The organism is Ruegeria sp. YKSE079 (assembly GCF_059612845.1).
Map to the genome: position 1 here is coordinate 304,526 of NZ_JBXWRJ010000002.1, position 24,165 is coordinate 328,690.

The 24,165-nt window shown below is 56.8% G+C and carries 29 protein-coding genes, 1 tRNA gene and 1 pseudogene; 14 read left to right on the forward strand and 17 right to left on the reverse strand.

Going from position 1 to position 24,165, the window contains the following annotated elements:
- Window positions 1-49: 49 nt before the first annotated feature.
- Genes AC2FMY_RS03100 through AC2FMY_RS03140 form a run of 9 tightly spaced genes read left to right on the forward strand, consistent with a single transcriptional unit; the run spans window position 50 to window position 7,135 of the window.
- Complete coding sequence (locus tag AC2FMY_RS03100; protein WP_496806960.1) at window positions 50-1,189, forward strand: ABC transporter substrate-binding protein; 1,140 nt, start codon at window positions 50-52, stop codon at window positions 1,187-1,189.
- A 51-nt stretch (window positions 1,190-1,240) separates the two neighbouring features.
- Window positions 1,241-2,161: a branched-chain amino acid ABC transporter permease gene (locus AC2FMY_RS03105; RefSeq protein ID WP_496748201.1), complete on the forward strand. Its 921-nt coding sequence runs from the start codon at window positions 1,241-1,243 to the stop codon at window positions 2,159-2,161.
- Window positions 2,158-3,141 (forward strand): branched-chain amino acid ABC transporter permease, encoded by a 984-nt coding sequence (locus tag AC2FMY_RS03110; protein WP_496748203.1) that lies wholly within the window; start codon window positions 2,158-2,160, stop codon window positions 3,139-3,141. The genes AC2FMY_RS03105 and AC2FMY_RS03110 overlap by 4 nt, the downstream gene beginning before the upstream one ends.
- A complete protein-coding gene (locus AC2FMY_RS03115) occupies window positions 3,134-3,883 on the forward strand; it encodes an ABC transporter ATP-binding protein (protein WP_480748101.1) in 750 nt (249 codons plus the stop codon). Before AC2FMY_RS03110 ends, AC2FMY_RS03115 begins: the two co-directional genes overlap by 8 nt.
- Window positions 3,880-4,569, forward strand: a complete 690-nt coding sequence (locus tag AC2FMY_RS03120) for an ABC transporter ATP-binding protein (RefSeq protein WP_480748100.1) — start codon at window positions 3,880-3,882, stop codon at window positions 4,567-4,569. Before AC2FMY_RS03115 ends, AC2FMY_RS03120 begins: the two co-directional genes overlap by 4 nt.
- A 2-nt stretch (window positions 4,570-4,571) precedes the next feature.
- Window positions 4,572-4,979: an acyl-CoA thioesterase gene (locus AC2FMY_RS03125; protein WP_480748099.1), complete on the forward strand. Its 408-nt coding sequence runs from the start codon at window positions 4,572-4,574 to the stop codon at window positions 4,977-4,979.
- A complete protein-coding gene (locus tag AC2FMY_RS03130) occupies window positions 4,976-5,383 on the forward strand; it encodes a RidA family protein (RefSeq protein WP_496748206.1) in 408 nt (135 codons plus the stop codon). The genes AC2FMY_RS03125 and AC2FMY_RS03130 overlap by 4 nt, the downstream gene beginning before the upstream one ends.
- A gap of 40 nt (window positions 5,384-5,423) precedes the next feature.
- The gene (locus tag AC2FMY_RS03135; RefSeq protein WP_496748208.1) at window positions 5,424-6,311 is read left to right on the forward strand and encodes a tryptophan 2,3-dioxygenase; all 888 of its coding nucleotides are present in this window, start codon (window positions 5,424-5,426) and stop codon (window positions 6,309-6,311) included.
- 2 nt (window positions 6,312-6,313) lie between these two features.
- Window positions 6,314-7,135 (forward strand): alpha/beta hydrolase, encoded by an 822-nt coding sequence (locus AC2FMY_RS03140; RefSeq protein WP_480748096.1) that lies wholly within the window; start codon window positions 6,314-6,316, stop codon window positions 7,133-7,135.
- A gap of 11 nt (window positions 7,136-7,146) precedes the next feature.
- On the opposite strand, the gene AC2FMY_RS03145 is transcribed toward AC2FMY_RS03140, so the two are convergent.
- Genes AC2FMY_RS03145 through AC2FMY_RS03155 form a run of 3 tightly spaced genes read right to left on the reverse strand, consistent with a single transcriptional unit; the run spans window position 7,147 to window position 11,569 of the window.
- The gene (locus AC2FMY_RS03145) at window positions 7,147-10,344 is read right to left on the reverse strand and encodes an efflux RND transporter permease subunit (protein WP_480748095.1); all 3,198 of its coding nucleotides are present in this window, start codon (window positions 10,342-10,344) and stop codon (window positions 7,147-7,149) included.
- Window positions 10,337-11,317, reverse strand: a complete 981-nt coding sequence (locus AC2FMY_RS03150) for an efflux RND transporter periplasmic adaptor subunit (protein ID WP_496806961.1) — start codon at window positions 11,315-11,317, stop codon at window positions 10,337-10,339. The genes AC2FMY_RS03145 and AC2FMY_RS03150 overlap by 8 nt, the downstream gene beginning before the upstream one ends.
- Window positions 11,318-11,368: 51 nt before the next feature.
- Window positions 11,369-11,569 carry a YgaP family membrane protein gene (locus AC2FMY_RS03155; RefSeq protein WP_496748212.1) on the reverse strand — a complete coding sequence of 67 codons (201 nt, stop codon included), beginning with the start codon at window positions 11,567-11,569 and terminating at the stop codon, window positions 11,369-11,371.
- 195 nt (window positions 11,570-11,764) lie between these two features.
- On the opposite strand from AC2FMY_RS03155, the gene AC2FMY_RS03160 reads away from it, so the two are divergent.
- Entirely contained in the window at window positions 11,765-12,448 is a 684-nt protein-coding gene (locus tag AC2FMY_RS03160; RefSeq protein WP_496748214.1) for a phosphoribosyltransferase, read from the forward strand.
- A gap of 69 nt (window positions 12,449-12,517) precedes the next feature.
- Window positions 12,518-12,607: transfer RNA gene (locus tag AC2FMY_RS03165), tRNA-Ser, on the forward strand.
- A gap of 95 nt (window positions 12,608-12,702) precedes the next feature.
- On the opposite strand, the gene AC2FMY_RS03170 is transcribed toward AC2FMY_RS03165, so the two are convergent.
- Complete coding sequence (locus AC2FMY_RS03170) at window positions 12,703-12,906, reverse strand: hypothetical protein (RefSeq protein WP_496806962.1); 204 nt, start codon at window positions 12,904-12,906, stop codon at window positions 12,703-12,705.
- Window positions 12,903-13,106 (reverse strand): hypothetical protein, encoded by a 204-nt coding sequence (locus AC2FMY_RS03175; protein ID WP_496806963.1) that lies wholly within the window; start codon window positions 13,104-13,106, stop codon window positions 12,903-12,905. Before AC2FMY_RS03175 ends, AC2FMY_RS03170 begins: the two co-directional genes overlap by 4 nt.
- An 88-nt stretch (window positions 13,107-13,194) precedes the next feature.
- Between AC2FMY_RS03175 and AC2FMY_RS03180 the strand changes: the two genes are divergently transcribed.
- From AC2FMY_RS03180 to AC2FMY_RS03190, 3 genes and pseudogenes are all read left to right on the forward strand, one after another.
- Window positions 13,195-13,413, forward strand: coding sequence for a helix-turn-helix domain-containing protein (locus AC2FMY_RS03180; protein ID WP_496806979.1), 219 nt, complete (start codon window positions 13,195-13,197; stop codon window positions 13,411-13,413).
- A gap of 817 nt (window positions 13,414-14,230) precedes the next feature.
- Window positions 14,231-14,338 (forward strand): annotated as a pseudogene (locus tag AC2FMY_RS03185) (IS5/IS1182 family transposase); the annotation flags it as partial.
- A 139-nt stretch (window positions 14,339-14,477) separates the two neighbouring features.
- A complete protein-coding gene (locus AC2FMY_RS03190) occupies window positions 14,478-15,335 on the forward strand; it encodes an ankyrin repeat domain-containing protein (RefSeq protein ID WP_496806964.1) in 858 nt (285 codons plus the stop codon).
- 18 nt (window positions 15,336-15,353) lie between these two features.
- Here AC2FMY_RS03190 and AC2FMY_RS03195 read toward each other — a convergent pair whose 3' ends face one another.
- The 12 genes from AC2FMY_RS03195 to AC2FMY_RS03250 form a co-directional block, all read right to left on the reverse strand.
- Window positions 15,354-15,572, reverse strand: coding sequence for a recombinase family protein (locus AC2FMY_RS03195; RefSeq protein ID WP_496806965.1), 219 nt, complete (start codon window positions 15,570-15,572; stop codon window positions 15,354-15,356).
- Window positions 15,573-15,722: 150 nt separating this feature from the next.
- Window positions 15,723-16,106 (reverse strand): hypothetical protein, encoded by a 384-nt coding sequence (locus AC2FMY_RS03200; protein WP_496806966.1) that lies wholly within the window; start codon window positions 16,104-16,106, stop codon window positions 15,723-15,725.
- Window positions 16,107-16,322: 216 nt separating this feature from the next.
- Complete coding sequence (locus AC2FMY_RS03205; RefSeq protein WP_496806967.1) at window positions 16,323-17,567, reverse strand: phage major capsid protein; 1,245 nt, start codon at window positions 17,565-17,567, stop codon at window positions 16,323-16,325.
- Between the two features lie 262 nt (window positions 17,568-17,829).
- Window positions 17,830-18,066: a hypothetical protein gene (locus AC2FMY_RS03210; RefSeq protein WP_496806968.1), complete on the reverse strand. Its 237-nt coding sequence runs from the start codon at window positions 18,064-18,066 to the stop codon at window positions 17,830-17,832.
- Window positions 18,067-18,166: 100 nt separating this feature from the next.
- Window positions 18,167-18,814 (reverse strand): hypothetical protein, encoded by a 648-nt coding sequence (locus tag AC2FMY_RS03215; protein WP_496806969.1) that lies wholly within the window; start codon window positions 18,812-18,814, stop codon window positions 18,167-18,169.
- Between the two features lie 241 nt (window positions 18,815-19,055).
- Window positions 19,056-19,475 (reverse strand): DUF3102 domain-containing protein, encoded by a 420-nt coding sequence (locus AC2FMY_RS03220; protein WP_496806970.1) that lies wholly within the window; start codon window positions 19,473-19,475, stop codon window positions 19,056-19,058.
- 211 nt (window positions 19,476-19,686) lie between these two features.
- A complete protein-coding gene (locus tag AC2FMY_RS03225; protein WP_496806971.1) occupies window positions 19,687-19,869 on the reverse strand; it encodes a helix-turn-helix transcriptional regulator in 183 nt (60 codons plus the stop codon).
- Between the two features lie 65 nt (window positions 19,870-19,934).
- Window positions 19,935-20,639: a hypothetical protein gene (locus AC2FMY_RS03230; RefSeq protein ID WP_496806972.1), complete on the reverse strand. Its 705-nt coding sequence runs from the start codon at window positions 20,637-20,639 to the stop codon at window positions 19,935-19,937.
- Window positions 20,636-20,863, reverse strand: a complete 228-nt coding sequence (locus AC2FMY_RS03235; RefSeq protein WP_496806973.1) for a hypothetical protein — start codon at window positions 20,861-20,863, stop codon at window positions 20,636-20,638. Before AC2FMY_RS03235 ends, AC2FMY_RS03230 begins: the two co-directional genes overlap by 4 nt.
- Window positions 20,864-20,894: 31 nt before the next feature.
- A complete protein-coding gene (locus tag AC2FMY_RS03240) occupies window positions 20,895-21,848 on the reverse strand; it encodes a tyrosine-type recombinase/integrase (RefSeq protein ID WP_496806974.1) in 954 nt (317 codons plus the stop codon).
- Window positions 21,849-22,198: 350 nt separating this feature from the next.
- Complete coding sequence (gene pbfA / locus AC2FMY_RS03245; RefSeq protein WP_496748216.1) at window positions 22,199-23,548, reverse strand: (R)-1-hydroxy-2-aminoethylphosphonate ammonia-lyase; 1,350 nt, start codon at window positions 23,546-23,548, stop codon at window positions 22,199-22,201.
- A 73-nt stretch (window positions 23,549-23,621) separates the two neighbouring features.
- Window positions 23,622-24,165, reverse strand: a 544-nt coding sequence (locus AC2FMY_RS03250) for an aldehyde dehydrogenase family protein (RefSeq protein WP_496806975.1), incomplete at its 5' end; no start/stop codon positions are given.

A 24,165-nucleotide genomic window follows, 5' to 3' on the forward strand; every position in this document is an offset into this window, starting at 1 on the left:
AAGCGTCCAACAACACCTTCAAGAGACGTTGTTTTACAGGGAGAAGACAATGAAAACCAAATCTTTGCTTTTGGCGGCGGCAACTGCCGCTCTGACAGTTGGCATGGCCTTTGCCGAACCCGTAAAGGTCGGAATGATCACCACTTTGTCCGGCGGCGGTGCCGGATTGGGTATCGACGTGCGCGACGGTTTCATGCTGGCAGTCAAGCAATCCGGCAATTCCGACATTGAAGTCGTTATCGAGGATGACCAGAGAAAGCCGGATATCGCCGTGCAACTGGCCGACCGGATGATCCAATCCGACAAGGTGGATATCCTGACCGGAATCATCTGGTCGAACCTGGCGATGGCGGTTGTGCCGTCGGCGACCGCGCAGGGCAAGTTCTATTTGTCGCCAAATGCCGGACCTTCGACCTTGGCGGGAAAAGGCTGTCACCAGAACTATTTCAACGTCGCATGGCAAAACGACAACCTGCATGAAGCAGCCGGTGCTTATGCAAAATCAACAGGTTACAAGAACAGCTTTATCCTTGCGCCCAACTATCCGGCGGGTCAGGATGCGCTGGCGGGCTACAAGCGCAAGTATGGTGGCGATCTGGCCGGCGAGGTTTACACCCAGCTAGGTCAAACCGACTATGCCGCAGAAATCGCCCAAATCCGGGCATCAGGCGCGGATAGCGTGTTCTTCTTTCTGCCGGGGGGTATGGGAATATCCTTCCTCAAGCAATACGCTGACAGTGGCGTCGACCTGCCTGTCGTCGGACCTGCCTTCAGCTTTGATCAGGGCATCCTTCAGGCGGTGGGAGCTGCGGCGCTTGGCGTGAAGAACACCAGCCAGTGGAACAAGGATATCGACAATGCCGCCAACAAAGCCTTTGTCGAAAGCTTCCAGGCTGAATATAGTCGCCTGCCTTCGCTCTATGCGTCGCAGGGGTTCGACACCGCAAACCTGATCCTTTCGGCCATGGCCAAAGCGGACGTGAACGATCAGGGCGCGTTCCGTGCGGCGCTTGAAGACGCAGAGTTCGACTCGGTGCGCGGCGATTTCAAGTTCGGGCCGAACCACCACCCGATTCAGGACATCTATGTTCGCGAAGTCGTGCAGGAAGGTGATGTCTTCACCAACAAGATCCTGGGTGTCGCGCTGGAAGATCACGCCGACGTTTATGCGGCCGAATGCGAAATGTAAGATCCCGGCGGCGCAAGGCATTGTGCTTGCGCCGCCCTCTAGGATAGCGAAATGTCCTTCATTCTGCTGATTGAACAAATCCTGAATGGTTTGCAGTTCGGGGTGATGCTCTTTCTGACCGCCGCCGGTCTGACGCTGGTGTTCGGGGTGATGGGGCTTATCAACCTCGCCCATGGCTCGCTGTTCATGATTGGCGCTTTTGCCGCCGCAGCAACGGCTGCCGCAACAGGGAGTTTTGCGCTCGCACTGGCGGCCAGCCTTGCTGCGGCCGCAGCTGCCGGTGCATTGGTGGAGGTGCTGGTGATCCGGCGGCTGTACAATCGCGATCACCTCGATCAGGTTCTGGCGACTTTTGCCCTGATCCTGATTTTCTCTGAAGGAACCCGGTGGGTGTTCGGTTCGTTTCCCCTTTTCCTCAACATCCCGGATACCTTGTCCGGCCCGATCACCCTGCCCGGAGGCATTCAGTATCCGCTTTACCGGCTGACGATCATCGCCGTCGGCCTGATCGTTGCGGCCGGCCTGTTCCTGTTGATCTCGCGCACGCGGCTTGGCGTTCAGATCCGTGCCGGTGAGAGCGACCGCGAGATGATCGCGGCACTTGGCATCGATATCACCCGGCTTTACACCATCGTTTTTGCCCTTGGTGCGGCGCTGGCCGGATTGGCCGGCGCATTGGTCGGAGCAATCCAGTCTGTTCAGGTCGGCATGGGCGAGCCGGTGTTGATCCTTGCCTTTGTCGTGATCGTCATCGGCGGTATCGGGTCGATCAAGGGGGCGCTGGTCGGTTCGATCCTCGTCGGCGTAACCGACACGCTTGGGGGAGTACTGCTGCCGGCAACGTTCAAGCTTTTCATGGACCCGGCCTCGGCCACCTCGGTGGGGTCGGCACTGGCATCGATGTTGATCTACATCCTGATGGCGGTCGTGTTGATCGCGAAACCTACCGGACTGTACGGAGCACGCGCATGAGCCGCGAAAGTATCTTCAACGCAGTTCTGGCACTCGGTCTGTTGCTGTTTCCGCTGTGGGCATATGTGTCGGATGAACCTTTCATGATCACGCTGTCCACGCGGGTGGCCATTCTTGCGTTGGCGGGTGTTGGCCTCAACATCGCGTTGGGGCTGGGGGGCTTGGTCAGCCTTGGGCACGCGGCGTTCTTTGGAATCGGCGGGTATGCAATGGGCATCCTTGCCAGTCATGCCCAAAGCTATTCGCCCCTGATGCAGACACCGTTTTTGATAGAGGGAACCAAGTCGATGCCAGTTATCTGGTTGACGGCGCTGTTTGCCTCGGCGCTGGCCGCGCTGGTTATCGGCGCTCTCAGCCTGCGTACCACAGGTGTCTATTTCATCATGATCACCCTCGCCTTTGGCCAGATGCTGTTCTATTTCGCGATAAGCTGGCCCGCTTATGGCGGCGAAGACGGGTTGTCGATCTATGTCCGCAACGATTTCCCCGGTCTCAATACGTTGGATCCGATCCAGTTCTTTTTGATCGCATATGTGATCCTGGCGGCGGCACTCTTTCTGTCTGCAAGGCTTGCGAAATCGCCGTTTGGTCTGGCATTGAATGCGGCGCGTCAAACGGCGGAAAGAGTCGAAACCATCGGGATAACGCCCTATCGTTTGCGTCTGACCGCTTTTGTGATCTCAGGCATGATTACCGGACTTGCGGGTGCCCTATTTGCCGATCTCAATCGCTTTGTCAGCCCCACCATGTTCAGTTGGCAGACCTCAGGCGAGATCATGATCTTTATCATACTTGGCGGCACGGCCCGGCTGTTCGGCCCGGTGGCAGGCGCTGCTTTGTTCATTGCGCTGGAACACGTTCTTGGCGGATTGTCCGAATTCTGGCACGTCTATCTGGGCCTGCTTTTGCTGGCTGTTGTTCTTTTCGCGCGCGGCGGCATCATCGGCACTTTGACCGGACAGGAGGCGCAGCATGGCTGAACCAGTCCTGTCCGTTCGCAGCATCACCAAGAGCTTTGGGGCGCTCAAGGCATCGGACGACGTGAGCCTTGATCTGCGTCCCGGTGAAATCCACGCCCTGATTGGCCCGAACGGCGCCGGTAAATCCACCCTGATCAAACAGATAGCCGGCGGACTGAAGCCGGATAGCGGAGAGGTTCATTTTCTCGGGCAGAATGTGACGGCGTTGAGCACGGTTCAGCGCGCGCGAATGGGTTTGGGACGCACATTTCAGATATCCGCGCTGGCGATGCAGGACACGGTTCTGCAAAACGCCCTGCTGGGGGCGCTCGGGGCCAGCGGCAGGCCCTATCGGTTCTTTCGCCCGGTCCTCAGGGACAAGTCCCTTCGTGGCATCGCCGAGCATGCATTGGATCGTGTCGGCCTGTCCGATCATGCGGCCATTCGCACTTCGGACCTGTCGCATGGGCAGCGCCGGCAGTTGGAGGTTGCCGTGGCTCTAACCCTCAATCCGCGCGCCTTCATCATGGATGAACCCATGGCCGGGCTTGGCGCCAGTGGATCGAAACATCTGACCGGATTTCTAAACGAGTTGCGGCATGAAGCGCCCATTTTGCTGGTCGAACATGATATGGACGCCGTTTTTGCCCTGGCCGACCGGATCAGCGTGCTGGTCTATGGCGAAGTGATCGCCACCGGAACGGTCGACGAAATCCGCGCTCATCCCGAGGTGCGCCGCGCGTATCTGGGAGAGGATGCATGAGCCTGCTGAGCCTTACCAATGTCTCGGCTTTTTATGGTGCGTCGCAAGCGCTGTTCAAGGTCAACCTACGGGTGAATGAAGGTGCAGTCATATCACTGATGGGCCGCAACGGGATGGGCAAAACGACCACGGTCAAAACGATCCTGCGGATGCTGCCGGTTGCTGGCGGCGAGTTGATGTTCGACGGCCACGACCTGCGCCGTTTGCCCAGCCACAAGGCCGCAAGACTCGGCCTGGGCCTCGTACCCGAAGGTCGGCGGTGCTTTCCGAACCTGAGCGTCGAAGAAAACCTGACGGCCGCCGCCCGCCCGGGTCATTGGGACATGAAACGAATATCCGCCCTGTTTCCACGATTGCAGGAGCGGCGGTCGCAATCCGCGGCTTCGCTTTCAGGCGGCGAGCAGCAAATGCTTGCAATTGGCCGCGCCCTGATGACCAACCCGCGCCTGCTGATCCTCGACGAAGCGACCGAAGGTCTGGCCCCGATCGTGCGACAGGAAATCTGGGCCGCCATCGCGACTTTGAAGCGGGAAACGGGGCTGGCAATCTTGGTCATCGACAAATCGCTGAAGGAACTAACGGAAGTGGCCGACGAAGCTGTTATCCTGCAACGTGGTGAAACTGTCTGGCATGGCGCGATGGGCGCGCTGACCCCGGATGTCACCGACAAATACCTGGGAGTGTGACCATGGCGTATCAGTGGAAACAAAAGGTTCTGTTCAAACACTGCGACCCGGCGGGGATCGTGTTCTATCCCCGCTACGTCGAAATGATCAACGATTGTGTCGAGGCGTTCTTTTACGACGCGTTGGACTATCCGTTCGAGGGGTTTCACAAACTCGACGCCGGTGTGCCAACTGTCCAGATCGAATCGACGTTTCACGCGCCCAGTTATCACGGCGACATGCTGGATTTTTCATTGCAGCCCGTGTCGGTCGGGCGCAGCAGTTTCGGCTTTGCAATGACCGCAACCTGCAATGGAGAAGCGCGGATGAGCGTAAAAGCAACGTTGGTCCATGTGCAAGGTCACAAGTCGGCCCCATGGCCCCAAGCGGTACGTGACAGGCTTTCCCAGATGATTGGAGGCACAGCATGAGCAATCAGGTGATACATCCCGAGGGCTGGTTGCCCGCCAAGGGCTATGCGAACGGTACGTTGGCCGACGACGGCACACTCTATGTCGGAGGCCAGGTCGGATGGACGGCCGAACAGGTCTTTGAAACCAACGACTTCATCGGCCAGATGGAACAGACTTTGCGAAACATCGCGGACGTGGTGCACGCCGCTGGTGGAGAGGTCAGCGACATTACCCGGCTCACCTGGTATGTGACGGACAAAAGGGAGTACCTTGCCCGGCAACGCGAAGTAGGTGAAGCCTATCGCAAGATAATGGGTCGGCATTTCCCGGCTATGACAATGGTTGTCGTCGCCGGGCTGGTTGAGGATGGTGCGCTGCTCGAAATCGAAGCGACAGCAAAACTAGCGCCAAAAAAACACTAGATATTCAAGAAACGCGCATCCTTATTCAGGAGAGCCTGCGATGGCACAAGAGGATAACAAGGACCGCCTGCTCAAACGCGGGATCGAAGATACGTTGGTCACCGACTTTGCCAATACCCACCGCAAGAGTTATGGCGACTTTCTTCAACTCAAGACGCTGCTGAGTATCCAGAAGACCTTTCAGGACCCCGCGCAACCTGACGAGATGCTGTTCATCATCATCCACCAGGTCAGCGAGCTGTGGCTCAAACTCATGCATCATCAGCTGGTCGAGGTACGCAGGTTCCTGCAACAGGACGACTTTGGCCCGGCAATGAAGAACCTCGACAGGATCAAGGCCATCCAGCGACAACTGATCTCGGCATGGGATACCCTGCTGACCATGACGCCAGCCGATTACATGACCTTCCGGAACGCGTTGGGGAATTCTTCGGGGTTTCAGAGCTATGGATACCGCCAGATCGAGTTCATTCTTGGCAACAAGGATGTCTCGACACTGAAGGTTCACGAACATGACCCGGACGTCATGGAGATGCTGAACGCAGCACTGACGAAACCCTCGCTATATGACGAAGTTCTTCACATGCTGGCGAGACAGGGGTTCGACGTTCCGCAAGAGCTGCTGGATCGGGACTATTCTCAGCCCTATTCCGGTGATCCTCGCATCGTGAAGATTTGGGTCGAAGTATTCCGAAATACCGAGAAATACTGGGATCTTTATGCCTTGGCCGAAAAGCTGATGGATGTGGAGTCGCTGTTTCAGAGGTGGCGGTTCGATCATGCGACTGCGGTTGAGAGGGTGATCGGAATGCAGCCGGGTACAGGCGGATCAAGTGGCGTGGCATTCCTGAGAAAGGCTCTTGAGCTCAAGTTCTTCCATGACCTCTATGACATGCGGACAGAACTGATGTACCGGCAGGGAGCCTGAATGTGCTGTATCGTGGCTTCTCTCGCGAGGAACTGGCGCTTGAATATTCACCCAGCGCCATGGTCGGCGGGGATATCACACCCTATCTGGCCAGTTATGCAGCCCTGAGTGCCGAGGCCCGTGCTGATCTGACAGTTCGGGATAACCTGGATTATGGGAAAGAGCCAAGCCATGTCCTAGACTATTTTCCCGGACGAGAAGCCAACTCTCCTTTGCATATATTCATTCACGGAGGCTATTGGCAGGCGCTCAGCCAACACGAATCTTCGATGATGGCCCCTGCCCTGATCGAAACGGGTCACGCCTTTGCCACGCTGAACTATACGCTCGCGCCGGTCGCCCGACTGGGTGATATGATTTTGGAATGCCGTACGGCGTTGATGTGGCTGGCACAGAATTCCGAACCATTGGGGTTTGACCCTGCGCGCGTCACGCTATCGGGCCACAGCGCCGGCGGGCATCTGGCGGCGATGGTTATGGCATCCGCAGCCGCGGACTTGGCCAATGCGGGTATGATGATTCAAAACGTAATCTTGGTTAGTGGCGTTTTCGACCTGGAGCCCATTGCGCTGACCCCCGTCAATGACCCGCTGCAACTGACCGATAAAGAAATTCAGGCGTTGTCACCAATGCAAAACCTGCCCCTTATCGGGCCGCATTACCGGGTGACGGTTGCTGAACGTGACACACCCGAGTTCATCCGTCAAAGCCGCGACTATGCCGAGGCTTTGCGCAAAGCCGGACACTCTGTCAGTTTTGACCTGCAAAAGGGGATGCACCATTTCGATATCATTTTGCATTCGGGAACCTTTTTGGCGCGGTAGTGCACAATCTCTCAACTCCGAAAGACGCGGTATATCGCGGGGATCACGAGGACCGTCAAAAGCGTCGAGGACAGTAAGCCAAAGAGCAACGACAAGGCGAGGCCCTGAAAGATCGGATCGGCCAAGATCACGACTGCGCCAATCATCGCGGCCAGGGCTGTCAGAAGGATAGGTTTAAAGCGTATCGACCCGGCTTCGATAAGAATATCGATCTTCGATTTGCCCTCGGGGTCCGCATGTCGGATGAAATCCACCAACAGGATCGAGTTGCGTACAATGATCCCGGCCAGTGCAATGAAACCGATCATTGACGGGGCAGAGAACGGTGCATTCCACCACCAATGCCCCAGCATGATCCCGACAAAGGTCAGCGGGATCGGTGTCAGGATCACCAGCGGCAACTTGAACGACCCGAACTGCCCGACCACGAGGATGTAAATACCCAGCAAGGCCACGGCAAATGCCGCGCCCATGTCGCGGAAGGTGACATAGGTGACCTCCCATTCGCCGTCCCACAACAGGGTTGGATGTGTGTCATCTTCGGGTTGGCCGTTGAAACGGATTTCCGGCTTTGTCCCTTCGTCCCACTCCATCCCCTCGATCAGATCGGCAACCGCCAACATACCATAAATCGGAGCCTCGAACGCACCGGCCAATTCGGCCTGAACCATTTCTGCCGCGCGTCCGTTGCGCCGAAATATCGGGAACGAGGCCTGTTCGTCGACAATGTCCACCACGTCACCCAATTCGATCACCCCGCGTGATCCCGGCAATGTGTTGGCAGGCACTGGCGTGGACAGGAAACGTTCATCCATGACCCGGTGGGCCTTGTCACGCTCGATCACGATGGGCAAAGGCGGTCGACCTTCGCCACGATGCGAATAGCCCACTGTATTGCTGGAGCCGAGTATGGCAAGCGTGTCAAAGACGTCCTGCTCCTGCACACCGAAATATTCCAGTTGATCGGTCGACAAAACGGCACGCAGGCGGCGCGGTTGGGTTCCGAAACTGTCATCGACATCGACGACAAACGGAACCTCTTCGAAAGCATCTCGCACTTTCTGAGCAACCGCACGGCGCGTCTGGCCGTCAGGGCCATAGATTTCGGCAAGCATCGTCGACAACACCGGCGGCCCCGGAGGCGGTTCGACCGTTTTCAGACTGGTTCCGACGGGTACATCCAGTTGCGCAATCCGTTCACGGATATCCAGCGCGATCTCATGGCTGGTTCGCGTACGGTCGTGTTTCGGCAACAGGTTGATCTGAACATCGCCAAGATGCGCAGACTTGCGCAGATAATAGTGCCGAACCAACCCGTTGAAATTGAACGGCGCGGCATCGGCCGCATGGGTCTGGACCGCGACGACCTCAGGTACTTCGAGAACTGCGCGGGCCACATCCTGCGCCACTGCATCCGTGGCTTCAACCGATGTGCCTTCCGGCAAGTCGATGACAACCGAAAGCTCCGACTTGTTGTCGAATGGCAAAAGCTTGACTGTCACGTCCTTGGTGTAGATCAATCCAAGCGATCCGAAAGACAAGATGGCGGTCGCCAGCAGAAACAAACCCGCACGAGTTTTGGTTTTCAGCAGCGGGCGCGCGACGGATTCGTAAAGACGCCCCAACCGACCGCCGCGTTCCTCACCTGCATGCGCCGGGGCGTGGCCGGCGATCTTGACCATCAACCACGGGGTTATGATCACCGCGACGAAAAAGGAAAAGATCATTGCAGCCGAGGCATTGGCGGGGATCGGGCTCATATACGGGCCCATCAGACCCGAAACGAACAGCATCGGCAGCAAGGCGGCTACAACGGTCAACGTTGCGATGATCGTGGGGTTGCCAACCTCGGCCACCGCACGGATGGCCTTGGAAACTCGCGTTTCCTTATCCGGCATAGCCCAGTGGCGCGCGATGTTTTCGATCACGACAATGGCGTCATCGACCAGGATCCCGATCGAAAAGATGAGCGCGAAAAGAGACACCCGGTTGAGCGTGTAGCCCATGATCCAAGCCGAAAACAGCGTCAACAGAATGGTCACGGGGATCACGATGGCCACAACCATGCTTTCCCGCCAGCCAATCGCGATCAGCACAAGGCCGACGATGGATACCGTTGCAAGACCAAGGTGAAACAATAACTCGTTGGCCTTTTCGTTGGCGGTATCGCCATAGTCGCGCGTGACCTCGACATGCACACTGTTTGGGATCAGATCACCTTCAAGCTGGTGCACCCGGTGCAGGATCGCCTCGCCCACAACCACCGCATTTGCCCCGGCGCGTTTGGCAAGTGCGAGCGTCACGGCAGGCGTGCGGGTTATTTCCCCGTTTGCACCGCGAGAAACGTTGGCCACGATCCGGTCTGTTGTATCGGGAACATAGCTGACGTCGGCGACATCGCGAACATAAACAGGGCGATTGTCGCGTGTGGTCAGCAGAAGGTCCGAGATGTCCTTGGGGGCTTGCAGGGTTTGACCAGCCACAAATCCTATCTGCTGTCCCCGATCCCGCAGATTGCCTGTTGGGAAAGACCGGTTAGCGGCCTGCACTTTTTGGGACAATTGCTGGAGAGTGACCCCATAGAGGGCAAGCCTGTCAGGGTCAGGCGCGATCCGGATCGCATCCGTAGCTTCGCCGACGACATAGGTCAGGCCTACGTCTTCGATCTTGGCAAGTTCCACCTTCAATTCACGAGCAACACGTGTCAGATCACTTGCCGTGACACCCTGCCCGCTTTCCGAGGGCGTCAGTGTCAGCGTCATGATCGCAACATCGTCGATCCCGCGCCCTACAATCAACGGGTCGGAAATACCGTAGGGAATGCGGTCCAGATTGGCGCGTACCTTTTCATGAACACGCAGAATGGCCGCATCTGCTGGGGTTCCGACGAGAAATCTGGCGGAGACAATCGCGAGATCATCATAGGTGGTCGAATATACATGTTCGACGTCATTGATGCCTTTGACAATCGTTTCCAACGGTTCGGTAATCAGCTTGACGGCATCATCAGCCTTGAGGCCCGGGGCCTGTACGTGAATGTCCACAAGCGGAACCGAGATTTGCGGCTCTTCCTCGCGCGGCAAAGCCCCAAGCGCCACAAACCCCATCACGAGTGCTACGATGATCATCAGCGGCGTCAGGGCCGACTGAATGAAGGCCCTTGTCAATCCGCCCGCAACCCCGAGCGGCACCTTGCCGAACTCACTCATGTCCGACCACCACTATGTCGCCTTCTGACAGGCCAGTCAGAACCTCGGCCATGTGCCTGCCATCAATCGATATCTTGCGGCCGATCACAACCGTTCTGTCAATCACTTCTTCAACGTCTAGCCGGATCCGAACGAAATCCAATCCACGGCGGTTGTTGACAGCTTCTTCAGGGATCAGGAGTCCCATTCTCTCCCCTACGGGAAGACGAACGAGAACTCGCGCATTGACGTAGCGGCTTTCGAGGCCCTCCACTTCCACGTCAGCGGTCACCCTTCCGTTTTCGATTTCGGGATAGAGTTTGACGATCGTACCGCCGACACTGTTGCCCCTTTCTTCGATGCGAATTTTGTCACCTTCAGTCAGCGCAGTCGCGTTGCGTTCTGGGACGGACAGTCGCAGATAAAGCCCGCCGCCTCCGATCCTGGCTACCTCTTCCCCAGGCAGAACGACCGACCCTTCGGTCACAGGTACGGCAAGAACTACGCCATTGAGCGGAACAAGCACCGCGCCTTCTTGTGTCTGCTGTTCCAGCACCTGCTTTTCGGCACGCGTCGCCGAGATTTCGTTTTCCATAACGCTGACTCTGGTTCGTAACAGATCAACCTGTTGGCTTGACATAACGCCGCGTTCAAACAGTTCCTCTCCGCGTTTCAACTCGGCATTTGCGTTTGCCAGCTGCGCGGTCAACGCTTCGATGCGCCCGCTGACCGTCTGTATCCGGAAAGCGAGCTTCTCATCTTCAATCAGACCGATCTGTTGTCCGCTGGTGACGCTATCCCCTTCGCTGACTGAAAGCTGTGTGATCGTGCCGCCCAGGCGGGACCGCGCAGATATCTGGTCGCGGGCTTCGATCTGGCCGAATACGGCCTTCCATTCAACAATCGGCAAAGCCTTAACCGGAAAGGAATCATCGGCAAAGGCCGCGGCAGGAATTGCCGTCAGACACAACGCAGCGAGGGTCTTGAAGTTCATTACGCACCTCATTTGGTTGCAATTGGCCGGTCGCAACTAAGTGGATTTCAACTAGAACGCCGAACCAGCCTTTACGCCCAGCTTCTTGAACAGCATGGCTGCGGGGCAGAATCCGGTAAACGAGGACTGGATCATGTTTATTCCGATAAATACGGTAAACCACATCCACAAGGGCGATACGAAAACCGTGAGCACGACGCTCAGCAGAACCATCAGTCCGGCGAACAACATTACAGTGCGATCGAGTGTCATGACGTGAATTCCTTTGAAATTGACATTGGCATCATGCCTGTCCATCACTTTCACATAATTGAATGCATCATCACATTCAATAAGGAGAATGTTTATTTTGGCACGTCTCAATAAATTACCAGGATGGCGGAGAAGCCAATTGACATGGTAGACTGAACTGGCAACCCATTTTCTTGTCGCTAAGCGGGGAAAGCCGTGCAGCGCTTTCAAAACAGAGCGGAAGCTGGAAAAGTCCTTGCCGCGGCAATTGCCGCAAAAGGCTATGCAGATCCGGTGATCTTGGCACTGCCCCGGGGCGGAGTACCGGTGGCCATCGAAGTCACGCGAGAATTGCACGCACCGCTGGACCTGCTGATGGTGCGCAAGATCGGCGCACCCGATCAACCCGAACTGGCGGTTGGAGCAGTGGTCAACGGAGATCACCCCGAATTCGAAACGAATATCGAAGTCGCGCGCGCATTAGGACTTTCGCCGGAAGACGTTGAACAAATGGCCAATGCACAGCTTGAGGAGATAAGGCGACGCCGCGCCAAGTATCTCGATGGCAGGCAACAAGTTCCAATCGACGGACGGACAGCCATCATTGTGGACGACGGTATCGCGACCGGCGCAACTGTCAGGGTCGCGATCAAGGCATTGCGACGCCGTTCCCCTAAAGCGATCATCCTTGCAGTCCCGGTCGCGCCCGTCGAAGTGATCAACACCCTGCGTTCGAAGGTGGACGATATTATCTGTCTTGCCACTCCTGTCCCGTTCTGGGCCGTGGGCGCGCACTATTCCGATTTTCAGCAAACAACAGATGAAGAAGTGACACGCCTGCTGATTGAGGCGAGCCTGATCTCGGACCAAGCCAGAAAACGACCGCCCGGACGACCGTAAAAAACACTGCAATCGGGATGCTTCTGGTTCTTGAAGAGGCCGCGGGGCCATGTTACCTGACGCCTGTTCGGAAGCGTGAGTGAGTGGTTGAAACTACCGGTCTTGAAAACCGGCGTACGTGAGAGCGTACCGTGGGTTCGAATCCCACCGCTTCCGCCACATATCACCGTAAGCAATTGATATATAACAATAAAAAAACGAGCGCGCCAGATACCCGCCAACGCGCCCGCCAATCTCAAAACGCTTGAAATCCCTTAGCTTGGTGCTCCTTCCAGCGTTTCAACACGATCAATCAATTCGTGCATCAATGCTTCAGCCACTTCCAAAGTTTGGGCAATGCCATCGCCGCGAAACATGCCATCGGCATCAACGGTCGTTGATTCGGCGCAAATGCATGTGCAGATCATTCCGTGAACCTTGTAGGCAAGGCCGGTTGCGGATTCTGTTCTGGTGTTCATTTCATTTCCTCCACGCTCTCTAGCTTCATCGCAAGAGCCGCCGCCCTTTCAAAGGCGATGCCGGTGACGGCAATCCGGCTGTTGTCGAATATCTCGCCCTCATTGCTCATCAGGTCCACGGCCTCGATCAAACCCGCCAGGATAGACGCCTCACGCTGGCATTCAGAAACAGCTTTTCGAAGTTCGGTTTGGTTGGTCATTGCTTTAGTCTCCACACTAAGCTTTAATACCAAAAGTATCACCATGTAAGGCAAGGCAGTGTCAATACTAAAAGTATCAATTGAGCAGGTGAAGGCCGCGCGTGCACTATTGCGTTGGTCACAAAATGACTTGGCTGAATCGTCCGGAATATCAGTACCGACGATAAAACGACTAGAAGCTGCAACCGGGCCTATTGGTGGTCGCATCGAAACGGAAGAGGCCATTCGCGCCGCGCTGGAAGCTGCCGGGGTAGAGTTTATTCCAGAGAACGGCGGTGGGGCCGGTGTGAGGTTGAGAAAGGGATAGGGGCGTTACCTCCTGCTTTTGCGCGCGCGCGCGAGGGAAAATCCTGTAATAGCGATAAAAGATAGTTAGGCGGTCGGTTTCCGAGTGGTGCGGTTGGCAAGACTGAACCACCCCGGGGGGTAATCGAATCTCTGTAGGCATTTGCGCCTAACCCGCGCGCCCCCACACAAGACGCATTTCCCCAATTCGGAACTTTGAGAGGGCGGCAAAAGCCGCCCCGCCGTCAAAGCACAAGTGCGATGATGGTCAGCAAGAGACTCAGGGTCGAAACGACGTCCGAATAGGTCACCTTGCCCTCTACCGTAAGAGTGAAACGCATTGGATTTTTCCTGTTGCGTCGCTCGTCCGGACGAGCTGATAAAAACCAGCTCAGTACTTATATCCCGCCCTAATACCGGCGGTTGGGTGCTCCTATGTACAACTCGTCACACCCGGCGATCTAACGGGCTTAAGGGTGGATGCACACTCTCTCGGCATCGTCCATACCCCCGCTGACCTTAGCAACAGGTCGCTAAACCCGTTACATAGCGCCGCTAGGCACTTCCCGAATTGTGGCATCGCCACAGCAACACAGTCGCATCCGAGCCACCTGAAAATAGTCTCAGCGTTCCAGATTGCTAGAGGGATTTCCGACTGATACCTACATTTTTTGGCGGTATTAACGCTGCGCTCTGATACGTTGAGAAGTTCGGCGGCCTGAGATTGGGACGTTTGACCTTTCCGCAAATTTGCGGATTGCTCCGTGACGGTATCGCCGCCCCGCTCCATTTTCGCCAGCTTCGCCGCAACCATTGCCCGCTGACTTTCCGTCAGGTGGCGATGCCGCAGGCTGGCAAGGGATTGGGAGAAAACCATCGAAAGCGCCGAAGCATGGGTCCTGATCGCCCACATCAGGAGAATGACCCGCGCCCTCGCAACATCCTGAAATCCCTCTCCCCTTATTGAATCAGGCTCTCAGGGCGACAGCAGAGGGGGGGTGTGGTAGTGATGATTGCATGGCAGCGGGCAAACCCAGGAACTGAGAAAATTGCGCAGTTAGAATTCGATTGTCATAGGGGGAACGAATGCTTTTACATCAGTCAGCTTTCAAGGCGGTAGCGTGTGCGGCGCTTCTTTTTCTTATCTCCACTCAGCCGAGCACGGCGCAAAACGAAGCGCCGATAATTCAAGCTGCTATGCAGCAGGACGCTGCCAAAATCGAACTTCTGATTGCCGAGGGTGCGGACGTCAACACTACCGCGAGCAATGGTTCAACAGCACTACACATCGTTTCGCAGCTCCAGAACAGCGCGTTGGCGAAAGTGCTGTTGGATGCCGGTGCGAACGTCGATGCAACTTCAGGGCAGGGCGGCTCCGCTCTTTATGCAGCAGCCCAAACAGGTGATGCAAAAACAGCTGAGGTTCTGCTTGAGCACGGTGCGAACCTGACGCTGAAAGTTCCCAGTGGAGAAATGCCCCTGCACGTAGCCTCAGACCGAGGACACAAAGAAGTTGTTGAGCTGCTGCTTGCGCACAACGCTCCTACCGAGGACCGAGCGCAGGGTGGCGTGACGCCGCTTTATGCTGCGGCGCAAAGGGGACATGCGGAAATCGTAGCTGTTCTGCTAAATTCGGGTGCGGACCCAAATACAAAGAACAGCAAGGGCACTGCGGCACTTTTTTTGGCTGCGCAGTCGGGCTCACTTGAAACGGTTTCGGCCCTATTGGAGGGCGGAGCAGACGTTAACATTAAACGATCTTCTGACCGGGCAACACCCCTGCACATGGCTGCTTACAAGGGCTGGAATGATATTGTGGCCTTGCTTGTTGAAAGGGGGGCAGACTTAAAGGCCGTAAGTCGAAACAGAACGCCTCTCGGCTTTGCTACATGGCAAGGAAAGAGCGGAGCCGCGCAGATCATTAGAGATGCAGGTGGGAAATAATCGTTTCTATCGCATGGGTTAGGCCGCATGAGCTTCGACAACGTTTCCCACCGTTAGAATATTCCGAACCGTGGTCGCGTGCCACTTTCCGCCCCGTGCGGTTTTGATCCCGCGTGCGTTCAGCTCCGCCGCGATCTGGCGAAGGGACGCGCCCCCTGCCCTGATCTGCTCGATCACGGCCAGACACGTTCGTGAGCCGTGCAATCCCGGTGCTGGCGTGATTGGCGTTTGCAGCAATCTTCTTACCCGCTCTATCCCATGTCCGCTCTGAGGCAACAGCGTTTGTTTCCGCCGCCTTGCGCCCCTTTTCCATCTGGCGCTCAAACTTGGTAAGCGCCGCTTCCATGCGGACAACGAGAGCGCTTTCAACGTCTTGGGCCATTAGATTCACTCCATGAATTGCGCCCAGGGATCGTCATCGTCCGGGTTTTGTGGTGTCTGAACGCCGTGGCGGCTTGTCGGTGTTGCGCCTAACGCGGTCAGGTGCATTCGCAATTCCCGGATATGCGCCGCCGTCACGTCGCCACCGGCTTGAATACTCGCCCGCAACATGCAGGCCGCTTCCAGCAACGCCCGATCCGACGAAACCAACCAAGGCAGCTCGTCAGCGAATGTTGCCCATGCTATTTTCTGCGCCTCAGAGAGCCACTCAGGAGGCCCGCCAAGCTCACCCATGCCCTGCGGCTCGTTAATGCCCCGATAACGCTCTGGGTGCTTCTCCAGCGCCCCTGTGAGCGCCGCCTTGGCTAGTGGTGTCTTGCGTCGTGCCATGTCAGCCTCGGATTTCTGAATTGGAGATACGTGAAAAGAGCGGGGGCGTCGGTTTGCAGGCTGTTCGTTCTGAAGATCGGAAGCCCCCCCCTGTATGCCGGAGCCGTGACGATGGAGTGCCACGCTCCGGCTGCGGGTGTTTTTCATGACACTCCACCGCCCGCTGGGAGTGGATGCGCGGAAAGGATCTGCGAGAACCGCGCATCGCAGAAGTCATCAGCCCTGCACTCCGGTGATGGTGTGGAAGGCCGCTTCGTGCTGTGCGGCGATATCGGCGCGCATGTAGGCAATCAGGCCGTATTGCAATTGATCTGCATAACGCTCTCGAAGGATTTCAACGCGGATATCCGAACGAATGCCGATCATCAGGTGAGCGAAGTTGCCCAAGAAGATGGTGGACTCGTCTGAGCCTGCGCCGCCATCTGTCGGGATTGCCGTCGTGGTCAGCATAGGAATGTCCGCGACGGCTTTGGGTGCCATCAAGGGTTGTCCGGTGCTGTCGGTCAAGCCGGTCAAAGTGCCTTCGTCACGCGGGTGCATGATGATTGCCGAGACCGGGCCTGCATTGGCGCTGAGAATGCCGGTGCGGGCCGTCACGAAGGGCGCATATGTGGTCAGCGCCGCACCGTGGGCCGTGGTTCCAATGCCAGACATATTCGCGATGCCTTCCGGCTCAGGAGCCGTGCCGCTGCCCAGAAAGGCCACTCGGTCCAGTTCCTTTGCCAGAGCTGTCGAGAGAATGCGCGGCAACTCAATGTCCAGGTTCAAAGTGTCCTCGAACAGTTCGCGCGATAACCGTGTCAGCACTGCCAAAGATTTGGGAACAAGCGGCACGTTGCTGAAGGTCGGTTCGGACTCGGTCACCACCGCGTTTTCAACGCGCCACGCCGGAACCGGATCAGAGGCCAGCTTGGCAATATTGTTGCTGTCGCTACCTAGCGGAACAGTTCGCGCTCCTGCGGCGATTGCAACCGAGTTGGCGCGCAACAGGTCGATCAACTGTGCCGAAAGCATGGTCGGCACGGTATAGCCGCCCGCGCTGTCGGTGCCTTCTGCCAAGGCCCGTTTCTCGGCTTCAGACTTCGCCCCACGTACCATTGCGCCCAGATATTGCCCAAGGGTCAGGTTGTGCTTTTCCGGGTGCTTTGCCTGCGCCCAGGTCGTCATGCGTTCTTCGGGCTTCAAGCCAAAGTCTGCATCGCGCGCGCCGATTTCGTCGCCATAGTAATCAATCGAGAGGTTGTCACCCAACGGGCGGCGTTCGTCGCCATCGTCGGAGCTTTGCTCTTTGGCGTCCTCGATCTTCTCGCGCAGCTCGTCGGCTTCGGCCAACAGGATGTCAAATTCGCGTTCGATCTTCCGCGCCTCTTTTTCCGGCGTCTTGTCGGTGATCTTCTTCGACAATGCGCGGGCCTCTTTGACCTTGGCCCGGTGTTCGGTTCTCAATTCTTCGAGGGTCATCAGTCGTGTCCTTCGCTTTTGGGGCGCGCGTCGGAAAGCCGCCCCGGTTGATGGGGTTGTGCTTTCTCCTGCGCTTGGGGCGAAGGGGGGCCAGCCGGTGTTTCGGCGGCGTGCTCCGAACAATGTTCGGGCAAATCACACTGGGTATATGATACGTTATCACATATCATTCTGTCAATTGCTGCCCGGCGCAATCGCAACTTCCGGCGCAGACGGGCGGCGCGAAAATTCCGACGCCGGGTGGATTTCCGAGCCTTCGCCATTAAGCCCGCCCGCATGGTTGGCGGCGTTTCTGTTCTGCTTGCAATATGTGCTGAATGGCCTTTTCCAAATCAGTGAAGCCATGAACCTCTGCAAAGAGGTGAGCGCTTGCCCGCAACATGGCGTAGCTGAACAGGTGAATGTTGCCGCCGAATTGTTCCATTGTGGAAATTGCCTGTTCAAGCGTTGCCATTGAACGCTCGGCTTCGACATCAAACTGTTGTTCGTTGTCCGTCATTGCTCGATTTCCTTTGTTGCTAAGAATAGGAACCACGCAGCCTTCCAAGCCTCTCGGCTTTGGGAGGCCACCGGCTTGGAAGGCTGCTTAGCGTCTGTCGTCATTGTCCAATTGCCCTCGCTGTGATTTCGGTGACGATTTCCCCCAAACCCCTGGTAGTTAAGGATGTGCCCTTTTTGGGAACGTCGGAGGCTTGGATATCGGGCTGTTCGTGCCCTTTTTGGGAACGTCCTATGCCCTTTTTGGGAACGTGGGATTTCTGTTCGTGCCCTTTTTGGGAACGTGCTGTTCCCTTTTTGGGCATAGGGTTTTGAATTCCGTTTATGCCGTCTGGGTTGTTGGTTCTCACTTCGGCAACCGGAAAATCAGCACCCTTTCTCCACTTCAAATAGAGCGCGCTGGGGCGGTCACTCGGCAGGCACGCGATTTCGGTCAACTCGATTTGGTGTGTCCGTGCATGTCCTGACAGGCCAAGATGGGCGGGACGTTTGACGACAATCCAGCCTTTGCGCTGAAGGTCGTGAAACGCCCGCATAGCGGTCTTGACATCGCATCCAGCCCTATCGGCAATCTGGCGCAAGGAAAGTTCAATTTTGCCGTTGTTGTTGGCCCGTGGTCCTTTCCATTCCAGCTTGAACCACGGGTATATCGCCTGCGCCGACAATGACAGCGCCCGCCATGCCGGACACTCCATGTGCTGCCGGATCAACTTCGTCCAGTGCTCGTTTCCATCGGTTGCCCGCGTCATACCTTCCCCATGGTCTTGTGGGCCTGCTTGTGATGTTTGCGGCATAGCCACTTCACAAAGAGGGGCCGGTCATAGTCTGGATGGTGGGCTTCGGCCTTTTCTTCCCCGCAAATCTCGCAGGGTTTGCGCTGGATCAGGCCGCGACGAAGGGCCGAGGCTGTTGCAACGTGCGCCCAAACCTTCTTGGGGTTTCGCTGTCTCCAACGCTGCTGGCGGCTCATTTTCCGTTTTTCCGCCATGCCTACGCCTCCCCAATCCGGGGGGCGATATCGGCGCGCAGTTCGTGGTCTGACATATCTCGGAACCTGCGCCCCTCGACAATGCACGCGGCCAAATCTTCCGGGTCGCGGTCGGCCAGACCTTCAGCACGTATCCATGACAAAAGCCGGTCGGCCTCTACTATGCCGCCCAAATCCGCCACGGCGGCGGATTTCAGGCCCGAGCGGGATAGGCGTAAATACCGTTGCGCCGTGCGCTCGGGGATTCCGGTTTTTGCCAACCACGCGCCCCACTGGCCGTGTCTGCACAGCCCCTTGGCCTCGATCAGAACCGCACCGGCAGCAATCGCGCGGTCAACGGTTAGTTCGGCATGTTTAAGGCTATCGGTGTGCGCTTGGCTGGCCTCGTTTGCCAGCATGGGAAGTCTGTTGCTGCCCTGCATTAGCCTGCCCCCCACACTAGGAGAGCCAAAGCGTTAGCCTGGGCCTCTGTCAGCCCGTGAAGGCGCATCAAAAGTTTGACTTGAAGGTTTTTCACTGCTTGTTCCTCAAAGGTTTGCCTTTGACGGCGCAGAGTGGTATTTTCGCGGTTAGACGCCCTGCAAAGCATCTGAAATGCGAAAACCCCGCCACGCTGTTTCGGGCGGGGTTTTTCTATGCGGCGGTTGCGCCTTGGGCTTCTTCCCAAGCTTCAATGTCGGCAAGACGCCACCGGGTGCAGCCGGGTGTCAGCTTTACAGGCTTGGGGAAGTCGGGATAACGCTTGACCCAATCCCAAGGGGTAGTGCGGTTAACGCCCCAACGCTCGGCAAGGTCTTTGTCGCAAAGATACTTCATTATTCGGCATCCTTTGGTTGGCTTCGGATACCGTCAAGTTGGCAGGCTCGATTAGGGACAGTGGTCTATGTGTCCCTATTTTTTTTGTGACGATTCCACTGCTTCTTGATGCCTTGCCAACCGCCAAATCCACGAGCCTCGAGATTTTGAGCCGCAGCATTTACCCCAAATTTCGGTACGAGCCTTTCCATTTCACCGAACCTCGCGTTGCGCAGTTCCCCATGCTCTCGATTCACTATCTCGGCTCCGCGCCGTCTGCCCGCCGCCAATGTTTGTCCCTCCGTAGCATCACGCAAAGCAATTTTTCTTATGTCGATTTCAGACTGAAATATTCCAAGCCTCACAGCATGATGAAACAAGTTTAAATGGTCATTCTTATCCAGAGCGTTATCGAGACACTTGAGAGAAAATGCTATCTTTCCAAGAAAATATGCCTCACTTAAAGGGTCTGACGCCTTGTCGATCCAAAGAAACGACCACCAAAATTCTTCACCGGTTTGTAGATCATCACGAGAGTCCACACCTCGCCACTCGTTGTTCTGATTAACTGCAATTCGCTGGATGGAGTTCGGCAACCCTAACTTGGTTAGAGCCACGTCTAGGGTTGCGCGGATTTCATCCAATTCGTTTCTCAAATTCCAGCCAACCGGCTTTGCCTTTAGGGACAACCGCAATGCTTCCCCCCACTCGCTTGCTTCCTCTGGCTCCCAAATCTCTTGTTCAACAGAACCAAGCGCGTCTTTGGCAATTAGATTTCGCTTATACTTCACCGCCCCGCCTCCATCTTCACGACTTTGCCCCCGGCTTCGCCGCGCAAGAACCGCCCCCATGCAGCCATCATGCCGCGCCGTTTCTCAATCATGTCACCGCGACGGTAAGCCCGTTCGACTTCGGAACCGACTGTGTGTGCCAGTGCGATTTCGGCCATTTCTCGCGGGAATTCGGTGCGCTCTGCCGCCCAATCCCGAAACGTGCTGCGAAGGCCGTGCGGCACCGCTGGACGCCCTGAGCGCCTATCCAGATACTTACCCCGGCACGGCCTCGTGTATGCGCTTCATACAGGCCGCTAGGCCCGCGTCTGATAACATCCCCCCTCTTACTGCCGGGAACACAAACTCGCTGCCTTCCAGTCGATCCATAGCCCGCAACAGGTCAACAGCTTCGCGCGTCAATGGAACGCGGTGTTCCTGCCGTGCCTTCATGCGCTCGGCGGGAACCGTCCAGATACCTTTTTCAAGATCCATTTCCGCCCAAGTTGCCCCGCGAATTTCGCCCGATCTGGCGGCGGTCATTGCCATGAATTCAAGCGCCCGCGTTGCAAAGCCTGAGCGCGCCTTTACATCAACAAACCAATCCGCAGCGTTGTCGAGGCTGAGCGCTGGATGGTGATCCTTGCGCGCGACCTTCGATGGTTTGGGCAGCACCGCGTCAAGATTGCCCTTCCAGCGTGCCGGGTTGTCGCCCTCACGATGCCCGTTCGCCGTTGCCCAATTCAGAACCGCCTCTATGCGCCCTCTGAGCCGCGCGGCGGTTTCTGTCTTGTCCGCCCATATCGGCGTGAGTGTGCGCTTGATATCCGAAAGCGTTATGTCGTGCACCAGCATAGAACCAATTGCGGGAACGGCGTATTGATCCAACGTCGCGCGCCATTGCTTTCGATGCTTGTCGCTGCTGAGTTCCGCCAGCTTTACGGCAAGAAATTTCTCCATAGCATCGGAGAATGTTATCCCGCGCTTCTGGGCCGCTATGAGCGCCGCTCTGGCCTCTTTTCGGTGCTCAACCGGATCAATGCCCCTGCGGATCAAATCACGCGCCTCACGCGCCCGCTCACGCGCATCAGCTAGGGGAACGTCAGGGAACCCACCCAAACCAATGTGCCGCCGTTTTTCACCCACCTTGCAACGCAAGAGCCAAGAGCGCGCGCCTGTTGGCGTGATCTGCATCAAAAGCCCATCAACGCCGCCCACCGCAAACGTCACGTTTGCCCCCCTGCCGGGGTGCTCCAATCGCTTCACTTCTAGGGCTGAAAGTTCCCGTGCTTTTTTCGGCATAGTTCGAATCCCAAAGTCTCCGCCATTTTTGGGTTTTTGGGCATTTTCCCGCCCGCCGTCCTACCCGCCATAATGGTTTCAATTGGACACTACTACAGCCGACAAACCCCGACAAGAGGATTGCTTAAGCTATTGCAAATATTTGGTTATTCTAACAGGCTCCGACTGCATACAACACGGCAAATGCAGTCACCGCTTCCGCCACATTTTTTTCAAAGTGCCAACCACTCCAAGACTTTGAAGCCCATGTCACGATGCACTATCGACGTCGCCTGCTATCATTCGGTTACAGCCCGAATGGTGCGACATACGGTATCAAGCGCCTGATCCAACTCAATCCGACTGATGACTAATGGCGGCGACAGCGTCAGCACACACCCCTGACTGATCTTGAAACTGACACCGTTTTCCAGACAGGAATAGTAAATCTGTTCCGCCTTGGCATTGCCGGGTTGTTTGCTGGTCCTGTCCTCAACGATTTCAATCCCGAACATCAGGCCACGTCCCCTGACATCACCGACGATCGGATTACCGGCCAGTTCTTCGTTGAGCCGGTTGATGGCATAGTCTCCCAACTCTTCCGATCGCTCGACCAACCCCTCGTCCTCGATAATCTCGATGGTGGTCAGGGCGGCGCGGGCGGTAACCGGGTTCTTCTCATGCGTGTAATGACCAATCGCGAAATCACCACAAACATCCAGATCCTGGCGCGCGATACAGGCCGCGATGGGGAGAATCCCCCCACCCAGGGCTTTCCCCAAAGTGACGATATCCGGAATGATCTCGTCATGTTCGAAAGCAAACATTTTGCCGGTTTTCCCAAGACCGGTTGGGATCTCGTCCATGATCAAGAGCGCGCCGTGGCGGTTGCAGGCATCACGAACAGCCTTCCAAAACCCGACGGGCGGCACATAGGGAACAGCGCGCATGGGTTCAGCAATAACCGCAGCGATATCGCCTTCGCGTTCCAGAACGAATTCCACCATTCGCGCGCAAGCCAACCCGCAAGTGTCCGGACCGCTGTGATTGTAAGGACAGCGATAGCAAGCGAATGGCGCGACGTGTTCGGCGCCCGACAGCAACGGCCCGGCGATATGACTACGAAACGTGGCTTCGCCACCAACCGATGCCGCACCAAAACCCGCTCCGTGAAAAGCATCCCAAAACGAGATGGTCTTGAATCGGCCCGTCGCGGCCCGCGCTATCTTCAGCGCTACCTCGTTTGCGTCCGACCCGCCTGTTGTAAACAGAACCTTTCCCAAATCTCCGGGGCTGATTTCTGCCAGCTTTTCGGCCAGTTGCACGGCCGGCTCATTGGTAAACCGTCGCGGTGCGAACGGCAGTTCGTCCAGTTGAGCCTTAATTGCCTCGACCAAGCGGGGGTGACCGTACCCGATATGGTGAACCGAGTTACCGTGGAAATCCATATAGCGTCGGGCTTCGAGATCTTCAATCCAGATCCCTTCGGCCTTGACAATGGTACTGACGCAGGGGCTGGACAAGCTTTGGTGCAGGAAAACCTCGGCATCTCTACGCAACAGCGATTCAGAGGCCGGGCCATTGGATTTCTCCAACCAGGTCCTTCGCGCGTCGGATCGATTCGATTCGCCTTCGGTGTGAACGATCATGTCGGGTCTCGCCTGGTTGGATGCTGCAGTGTTCCCTGTCCGGGAAATATGGAAATCTAAACCTCCCAGTTTATCATGTTGGCCATGGCAGGGAGTATGTTTTGACGTTTGTGAAGAACTTCATGGCTTCGATGACGCCTTCTTTTACGCCGTTTCCGCTGTCCTTGATGCCGCCGAAGGGGGACATTTCGATGCGGTATCCGGGTTGTTCCCAGATGTTGCAGGTACCCACGTCGAGGCCGTTGATAAATGCGATCGCGCGGTTCAGGTCGTTGGTGCAGACGCCCGAGCTGAGGCCGAACTGGGTGGAGTTCGAGATCCTCATCACCTCGTCGTCATTGTCGGGAACCCGCACGATCGGGATGATGGGGCCAAAGGTTTCCTCCATCACCAGTTCGCTGTCATGGGGCACGCGGTCGACCACGATGGGCGGCAGCAGCGCGCCCTGGCGCGGCGGGTGATAGAGGATCTCGGCGCCCGCGGCCGCGGCCATCAGGACGCGGTTCTCGAACAGCTCGGCGGCCTTGTCGTGGATGACGCAGCCCAGTTCCGTTTCGGGATCCTGCGGGTCGCCGAACCTGATCTTCTTCGCCTTCTCCAGCACCAGCGGAACGAAC